Origin of the sequence: Pseudoalteromonas sp. T1lg76, assembly GCF_002964725.1 — a bacterium.
Taxonomy (GTDB): Bacteria; Pseudomonadota; Gammaproteobacteria; order Enterobacterales; family Alteromonadaceae; genus Pseudoalteromonas.
This window is the reverse complement of sequence record NZ_PQCE01000016.1, coordinates 1-7670: the sequence shown is the minus strand read 5'-3', so window position 1 is coordinate 7670 and position 7670 is coordinate 1. Positions and strand designations below refer to the sequence as shown.

General features: G+C 49.0%; 6 protein-coding genes and 1 tRNA gene. 2 read left to right on the top strand and 5 right to left on the bottom strand.

What is annotated here, in order from left to right; genetic code table 11:
• Positions 1–169: 169 nt before the first annotated feature.
• The 3 genes from C2M35_RS07270 to C2M35_RS07260 are packed head-to-tail and all read right to left on the bottom strand — an operon-like array spanning position 170 to position 3342.
• Positions 170–1048, bottom strand: a complete 879-nt coding sequence (locus C2M35_RS07270; protein WP_105200632.1) for a DsbA family protein — start codon at positions 1046–1048, stop codon at positions 170–172.
• Positions 1048–2238, bottom strand: a complete 1191-nt coding sequence (locus C2M35_RS07265; RefSeq protein ID WP_105200631.1) for a pyridoxal phosphate-dependent aminotransferase — start codon at positions 2236–2238, stop codon at positions 1048–1050. The genes C2M35_RS07270 and C2M35_RS07265 overlap by 1 nt, the downstream gene beginning before the upstream one ends.
• A gap of 15 nt (positions 2239–2253) precedes the next feature.
• Complete coding sequence (locus C2M35_RS07260) at positions 2254–3342, bottom strand: FAD-dependent oxidoreductase (protein WP_105258489.1); 1089 nt, start codon at positions 3340–3342, stop codon at positions 2254–2256.
• A 187-nt stretch (positions 3343–3529) separates the two neighbouring features.
• Here C2M35_RS07260 and C2M35_RS07255 point away from each other — a divergent pair, with 187 nt between their 5' ends.
• Both C2M35_RS07255 and msrB read left to right on the top strand, forming a co-directional pair.
• The gene (locus C2M35_RS07255; protein ID WP_105258488.1) at positions 3530–4402 is read left to right on the top strand and encodes a LysR family transcriptional regulator; all 873 of its coding nucleotides are present in this window, start codon (positions 3530–3532) and stop codon (positions 4400–4402) included.
• A 120-nt stretch (positions 4403–4522) separates the two neighbouring features.
• Entirely contained in the window at positions 4523–4969 is a 447-nt protein-coding gene (gene msrB / locus C2M35_RS07250) for a peptide-methionine (R)-S-oxide reductase MsrB (RefSeq protein WP_105200628.1), read from the top strand.
• A 31-nt stretch (positions 4970–5000) separates the two neighbouring features.
• On the opposite strand, the gene C2M35_RS07245 is transcribed toward msrB, so the two are convergent.
• Positions 5001–6863, bottom strand: coding sequence for a DUF885 domain-containing protein (locus C2M35_RS07245; protein ID WP_105264964.1), 1863 nt, complete (start codon positions 6861–6863; stop codon positions 5001–5003).
• A 548-nt stretch (positions 6864–7411) separates the two neighbouring features.
• Positions 7412–7487, bottom strand: a tRNA-Val gene (locus tag C2M35_RS07240).
• Between the last annotated feature and the right edge of the window lie 183 nt (positions 7488–7670).

Sequence of the window (7670 nt, the reverse complement as noted above, 5' to 3'; positions counted from 1 at the left end):
ATTCACTTAAATAGCTAATCATTCTAGCGGGCTAAATATCATGCTCACTGTGTTGGAATTTTTCTATGTAGAATAACTACATAAGAAAAACTCCGCCTTGTGTTCACATCATTTATCCAGCGCTATCTCTGATCACATACTTAACAGAATTTGTATAAATAGAGAGCGTCTAAGGCGCTGCTTGGTACCAGAAGCTGCCACCGGCAATCTGACTTTCGATAAAACCGAATTGATACAGTTCTATACGAGCTTCCTCAGGGCTTACCTGCAACACTTCACAGGCTTCGCGTAAGGTCCAGCTCGGATAAGATGCCAATTTTTGCTGCACCGTTAAATGGCGGCGTTTCGGCTGTGCTTCACCCATCAGTACCAAGGCACGCTCAAGGTTTTGATACGGCTGTGAGCCGGCCAGTCTAAAGGCGTTATCACCGTTAAAAATGAGCGATGGGAAACCGCGGGCACCCAGCTGCATCATTTCCTGTTGCTCGGCATTAAATATCGCCAGCACCTGTTCAGAATGTAGCAAGGCGGCAAATGCTTGTGCATCCATGCCCATCAAGGTAACCAGTTCTAAAAGTGCTTCATCCTTGGCCATATTCTCGGCGTAGAGGAAGATACGTTCACGCATTAGGCGCACAAAGGCCGATTCCAGATTGGGGGCCAATAAACGCACGGCAATAGCCGCTCGACAGAGAATATAAGAGTTGCTTATTGGATCCTTGGCCCACATCGATGGGTCTATGGGCTGCTGATAGTGCTGGGCTACCTGTTGCCAATGGCCGATTACATCCGTGGGCTTGGCGATACCATTACCTGGATCGCCAAAGTTTTCCCAGCCCGGCAACAGACCACCGTGAATATAGCGCTCGTTAACCTGGTAGTTTAACTTGAGGCGGCGCCAAACCGGCTCTAAGGCCCAGCAGTGAGAACAAATAGGGTCGGTGACGAAGACAAGATGCACTTGCTCCGTCTGCGTTGCCTTGGTCTCTATGTCTTTTTTGGTGTCATAATTCGGCATTACACAGCCAATATCTGCATCACATTCCATTATTTTTCATTCCTTAATGCGTTAATCCCTGCCTCGATACGATCCAAGCCCTGATCTAAGATGTCCATGCTGGTGGCAAAGCAAATACGTATATGACCTTTTGCTCCGGGGCCAAAGAAGCGTTCATTGCCAGGCACCACGGCAACCTTGTAATTGCGCAGGTGCTCGACTAGCTCTTCCGCTTCCAGGCCGGTTGCGGAAATATCGGCAAATAATAAATAGGTGGCTTCTGGGGCCTGACAGCTCACACCTTCTATGGCATTTAATCTTTGCACCGCGTGGTCGCGAAGAGCCGTTAGGTGCTCAATAAAGGCATCCACCCAATACCAACAGCTTGTCAGTGCCGTGGTAGCGGCCACTTGCGAAATGGTCGATACTCCGCCGGCGGTAGTCATCACATATGCGGCGTCGACAATTTTTTGATGTACTTCGGCGTTTGGTGAAATTACGGCACCAACACGCAGACCGGCTAGACCAAAGGCTTTAGAGAAACCATAGACGGTGATCACGCGCTCACACAGCTCAGGAGCCAGGTGATGGAAGCTGGTAAACTGTTTTTCCGGGTAGATGATATCCGACCAAATCTCATCGTTCATGATCCACAGCATGTGCTGGTTGGCAAACTCGGCTATGGTCTTTAGATCTTCCAAAGGAATAATCTTGCCTAGCGGGTTATGCGGGTTACACACACCGATAAGACGGGTTTTCTCGCTCACAAGCTCTGGTAGCAATTCAAGTTTAAAACGACCTGTGTCTTTATCGTATGGACAACGGATCACCTTACCACCGGCAGCCAGCACTGACTGTTCGAAGAGGAAGTCAACCGGGTCAAAAATAATGGCTTCATCACCTGGTTCCAGACAAAAACGCGCTGTTGCATACATGCCACTGGCGGCGCTGTCTATGGGCAAGATCAATTCCGGGTTAAGGCGGTAGTCTTTGCGCATTGCTAGGGCATTGGCTAATTCGTTTTTAAATTCGGGCAACCCCAGGTGCGGTCCATAAGAGAACACACCGCTTTGAGCGTAATCGGCAATTGCCTGGCGAATTTCCTTTGCTACCGCAAAGTCCGGATCGGCGGCGGTTAGGGGAATGATATCGGCATCGGTTTCCGCCCAGCGAAAGTTGTAAGCCCGAGTTCGCAAGGTCTCCAAGGGCACCTGGTCATGTGCAAATAATGAGGTGGTCATCAATTTAACTCCAATTTAAAAAGCGAATGGGATTTTTTGTTCGTGATGATGCGGCGCTAAAAACTCCTGCTGCAAGGCTAGCCCCTGGTTCAGATAGTTGGCAACAACGCTTTTGCGCATCACGGAGAAGTGCTCCAGTGCGGTGACATCAAAACCAGCGACGCTTGACTCAAAAATCTTTGCCAGTTCGATGGCATCTTCAATGGCTGAGTTTACGCCTTGGCTGGTAAAGGGCAGTAGGGCATGGGCGGCATCACCTAGCAGCACCACATTGTGTTTGTGGAAGCGCTCCAGCGGCAGCAGGTAACAGGTATTCCAAATATGGGATTGGGAAAAGTCGGTTAATTTAATCAGCGCCTTTATCGGGTCAGGCCACTGGCCCACTAGGCGTTCGGCGAAGTGCTGTTTCCCGCTATCACTGACGTCAAGAATATCGAAACGTTCGCAGTCGTACTGTACAAACCAAACCACGCTTTGCTCGTCGGCGGGAACCATACCAACCGCCAGACCGCCGTCCAGGTGTTTGTACTTAACGAACTTATTTTCGAGTAGCTGAACCAGCTCTGGGCTATTGACGATGGAAACAAGCTCTTTCACCTTGATGTCGGAGCGTTTTGCTTCTGGGAAGATCTGAGCGCGCACCGCAGAGCGGCCGCCATCACAGCCGAGGAAGTAATCGGCCGCAATTTTCTCACCATTGGTAAAACAAGCCAGCTTGGCGCTGCCGTCTTGATGCCATTCAAAATGCGAAAACTGATGATCGAAATGCAGCCATTCCGCTGGGATTTCATTTAGCAGTACGTCCAAAAACGCCTTGCGGGTTACCCCGTAGCTTCCTTTTAAGGTTTCTTCGATCAGCAGGTTGCCTTCATCATCGACGATATTACATAACTCAACCGGATAGCCCACCTTGGCGGCTTGTTCATCCAAACCTAGTTGGGCCATGGCCTTAACGCCATTTTCAAGCATGATAAAACCTAAACCTTCGCGTCCTGAAAGCGGGCTGCGTTCGTAAATATCGACCCGTCCTCCGAGCTTTTTGTAGTAAATAGCGAAAGCCAAACCGGCAATTCCACCGCCGATAATTGCAATATTAGGTTTCATATTCCCTCCGATAAACACGAGTTACACTTGCGCTTGTTTGTAGCAATTTTGTTATCGGGGTGATGCTATCCTTTATCCTTAGGTAAATTAATGCTTAAATGCGCATAATGATTCTGCAAAAATGCATAGCGAACAGGCATTTAAGCAAAGGTAAACTTCTAATTCGGAAAGCATTGGATTTTTTAGCGTGAAAGAGTTTAATTGGGACGATGTAAAAGTCGCATATCGTGTTGCCGCTACCGGCTCTTTGGCGAAAGCCGCGGAATTCGAAGGCATTAATTACACCACGGTATTGCGAAAAATTAACCGGCTGGAAAAAGACCTAGGCTGTAAATTGTTTTTTCGCAATCAGCGTGGTTATCAAATTACCGAGGCAGGCACCCGATTATTGGAAACCTTTCCCGAAATTGAGAGCCGCTTCAACCAGTTGCCATCGCAACTTTTCGCTACCTCTGATCAGGTTAAAGGTACGCTAAAGATTACTACCTTGCCGGAATATTCTTCATTCTTGCATCCGATATTGGTGCAGGCGCAAGAGCAGTACCGTGAACTCAAAATTCTTGTCGATGTCAGCGATGATATAGTGCCGTTGGCAGAGGGCAGGGCGCATGTGTCTATTCGCGCCGGAGCCATGCCGACACAGGCCGATCTTGTGGCCTTAAAGGTCAGCGACCTGAATTTCTCTTATTATTACTCCGAGCACTATTTTCAGCTGCACAATGCACCGAGCTGCGAAAGTGAATTTAGCCAACATCATTGGGTGATGCCTGGCGGGCGTAAGAGAAATTTAGCCTTTGTTAAACAGGTGTTGGAAGCAATTGACGAGAACAATATTTGTTACCAGAGCAATAATCTGTTGGATATTCAGTTTGCGGTAGAAAATGGCCTGGGGATTGGCCCCATAGATGACAGCAAGGCCAGACAATGCCCCCATCTAAGGCGTCTTGATTGTATCGAACCACATAACGATAGCAGCCTGTGGTTTGTGTATCATAAGGACCTGCGCGAAGATAATCGCATTCAGGCGCTTATTCGTTTGGGTAAGGCTTATATCCGCTAATCTCAGTTTTAACCCGTAGCCGGGGTCTAAGTATTAAGCCCGTTTAGGCTCTAAGAGCTAGACCCGAGCCGCGCAGATGTGTCAAAGTGCCTTGCCGACTAGCCAAATTTTGGAGTGACTATGCTGAACTGGCAAAATATTCTTATGATGAGCGCGAAGGGCAACCCCGAGCCTCCTTATCGCGTGGAAAAAACCGAGCAGCAGTGGCGTGAACAACTAAGCGAAGAAGCGTTTTACGTGACCCGTAAAAAAGGCACAGAACGTCCTTTTAGCAGTGAGTCCTGCACCTTGTTTGAGCCTGGGCGCTATCACTGCGTGTGTTGCGATAACCTTTTGTTTGATGCGTCCGAGAAGTTTGACAGCGGCAGCGGCTGGCCCTCGTTCACCCAACCTGCAAGTGCCAATGCTATCGCTTATATTGCTGATGGCAGTCATGGCATGCAGCGCATAGAAACCATCTGTAATGTCTGCGATGCCCATTTGGGACATGTCTTTCCCGATGGTCCGCCGCCATCGCATCTGCGGTATTGTATTAATGCCGTCGCCCTAGTGAAGGGCGAAGATTAGCAAAGCAAAGGGCCCTGTTGGGCCCTTGGTGTTATTTCTGTAAGGCTATCCAGGCATCGACATCCTGCTCGACGGTAGCCATAGGACGGGCGCCAGAGAGTAAGATAACATCATGGAAGGCCTTGATATCAAACTTGTCACCAAGCGCTTTCTGTGCGCGCTCGCGAAGCTCAACCAGTTTTAGCATACCCAGTTTATAACCCAGAGCTTGGCCCGGCCAGGCAATATAGCGGTCAATGGCAGGCACCACATCACTCATGGGGCTGCCGGTGGCCGCAGCAAAGTAATCTATGGCTTGCTGACGAGTCCATTTCTTATAATGCAAACCTGTATCTACCACCAAGCGCGCGGCGCGATAAACTTCCGCCTGCAAACGACCAAGATCGCCGAAAGGATCGTTCTCATACATGCCCATTTCATAGGCAAGCAGCTCGGAATACAGAGCCCAGCCTTCAACATAGGCATTGAAAGAGGCGTTTTGGCGCATTAGGCCTATGTCTTGCTGCAACATATTTAAAGCGATTTGGAAGTGATGACCAGGCACGGCTTCATGATAGGTCAGGGTCTTCATACCAAAGCTGGGTACCGCAGCCATATCTTTAAGATTGATATAGAAGACTCCAGGGCGTGAGCCATCGAGCGACGGACCATTGTAGTAACCACCGGCCGAGCCCGCTTCCACAGCCACTGGAATACGACGCACCTCGACCTTTTGCGGCGGTAGGGTTGAGAAGTAGTCCGGTGCTTTTTGATTTATGGTGACGATTTCTTCGCGTAGGAAGGCCAATAGCTCGGCGCGACCTGCATCACTGTCTGCATATAAAAAGCGCGGCTCAGCGTTAAGCTGCTGCATGCGCTCGTTGACGCTGCCTTCGCTATAGCCATTTGCCTTTAAAATCTCGTCCATACGCTCGCTAATGCGTTTAACTTCATCCAAGCCCAGCTGGTGGATTTGTTCGGCACTGAGGTCGGAGTCGCCCAAATAAGTGATTTCATGTTGGTAGAAGGCCTCACCATTGGGTTGCGCCCAGATACCTACCTGCTCAGGTGCTTGCTCTTGTAGGCGCTGCATGTCTTTGTAGATGCTCGCAAAAGCGGGGTAAATTTTGCTGCGAACTATTTCCTCGGCTTGTTGCACATACTCAGTAACCTGTTGTTTGCTTAGACCTTCAAGCTGATCCAACTTGGTTTTCATTGAACTGACCAAGGAATGCTTGCCCGGCGCTTCTGAGGTGAAGTTTTCCAAGTAACCCAAAGTGTTGGGGAATAAAGCCTTAGGTAAAATGACACCCAGCTTGGCATCGGCATTGACCTTTTCTTGCACTTGCTTCACCACGTCACTAAAGGCATGAAGGCGGGCTAGGTAGTCTTTGGCGTCTTGCTCTGAGTCTATCTCATGCTGGTCTTTTAACAGATTTGGTAGGTCGATTAAGGGCCCGGAAAGCTGATTGACCACATAGGGGAGGTGACCACCCCAGGTGTCGATATAACCGGCGGCAAAATCGGCATCGCCAGCATAGTAGTTGGCGATCACCTGATTGACCTTAAGGTGTAAGGCATCTTTTGGTGCCAATGCCGAGTGTTGCAAATCAGCCAACTGCTCAGCGGCATTGCGCATATCTTGTTGCAGGCGTTGCATACCGGCCACTGAATAATCCGGTAACTTGCTGGCGTAAGGACCATATTGCTCGCTCGACAATTTTAAGGATGTCGCCAGCGCGCTCTGGTGGTCGATAAAGCGCTGAGTATAGGCATCGACTACCTTGGCTATTTGCTGCGAGCTTGGTGCCACAGAGACTGCCTGTGTTTGATTTTCTTGTTGTGGGGCAGGGGCGTCTTGGCAACCGGCCAAAGCCAGTGATACACCAAGAGCCAGGGCTGTTAGTTTATTCATTTTGGGTTCGTTTGTTATTGATTTAAGGCATCAATATACAGGCTTTGACACACATTGCCAGCGGCTGTACTGAGGTAGCTCTGTGCCTGTTTATATCTGTTGAACTTAATTTCTAACTGGCTAAGCAGATCCCAGGTAAGCGAGCAGGTTTCATCGAGAAAAGTATCTTGAAGTAGATTGTTGGTTGTACTGGCTTGAACTAGTGAACTTCGACTTGCTGAGCGTAAGAGCGCGATGCTAGAGCATCAGGAAAGATAGTTTTGAAGTAGATGGTGGGTTGTACTGGACTTGAACCAGTGAACTTCGACTTGCTAAGCGTAATAGCGCGATGCTAGAGCATCGGGAAAGATAGTTTTGAAGTAGATGGTGGGTTGTACTGGCTTGAACTAGTGAACTTCGACTTGATAAGCGTAATAGCGCGATGCTAGAGCATCGGCAAGATAGTTTTGAAGTAGATTGTTGGTTGTACTGGCTTGAACCAGTGAACTTCGACTTGCTAAGCGTAATAGCGCGATGCTAGAGCATCGGGAAGATAGTTTTGAAGTAGATGGTGGGTTGTACTGGACTTGAACCAGTGACCCTCGCCTTGTAAGGGCGATGCTCTCCCAACTGAGCTAACAACCCGCATTAGGATTACGTTTTAGTAGATGGTGGGTTGTACTGGATTTTACCAATAAACCTCGCCTTGCTAAGGATAATAATGCGATGCAAGCATCGTTTTCCTTAACTCCATCAAGATGATGGTGGGTTGTACTGGACTTGAACCAGTGACCCTCGCCTTGTAAGGGCGATGCTCTCCCAACTGAG

Bases quoted from the DNA above. Each gene is read 5' to 3' on its own strand.
- C2M35_RS07270 (WP_105200632.1), bottom strand. From the start codon at position 1,048: ATGGAATGTGATGCAGATATTGGCTGTGTAATGCCGAATTATGACACC.
- C2M35_RS07265 (WP_105200631.1), bottom strand. From the start codon at position 2,238: ATGACCACCTCATTATTTGCACATGACCAGGTGCCCTTGGAGACCTTG.
- C2M35_RS07260 (WP_105258489.1), bottom strand. From the start codon at position 3,342: ATGAAACCTAATATTGCAATTATCGGCGGTGGAATTGCCGGTTTGGCT.
- msrB (WP_105200628.1), top strand. From the start codon at position 4,523: ATGCTGAACTGGCAAAATATTCTTATGATGAGCGCGAAGGGCAACCCC.
- C2M35_RS07245 (WP_105264964.1), bottom strand. From the start codon at position 6,863: ATGAATAAACTAACAGCCCTGGCTCTTGGTGTATCACTGGCTTTGGCC.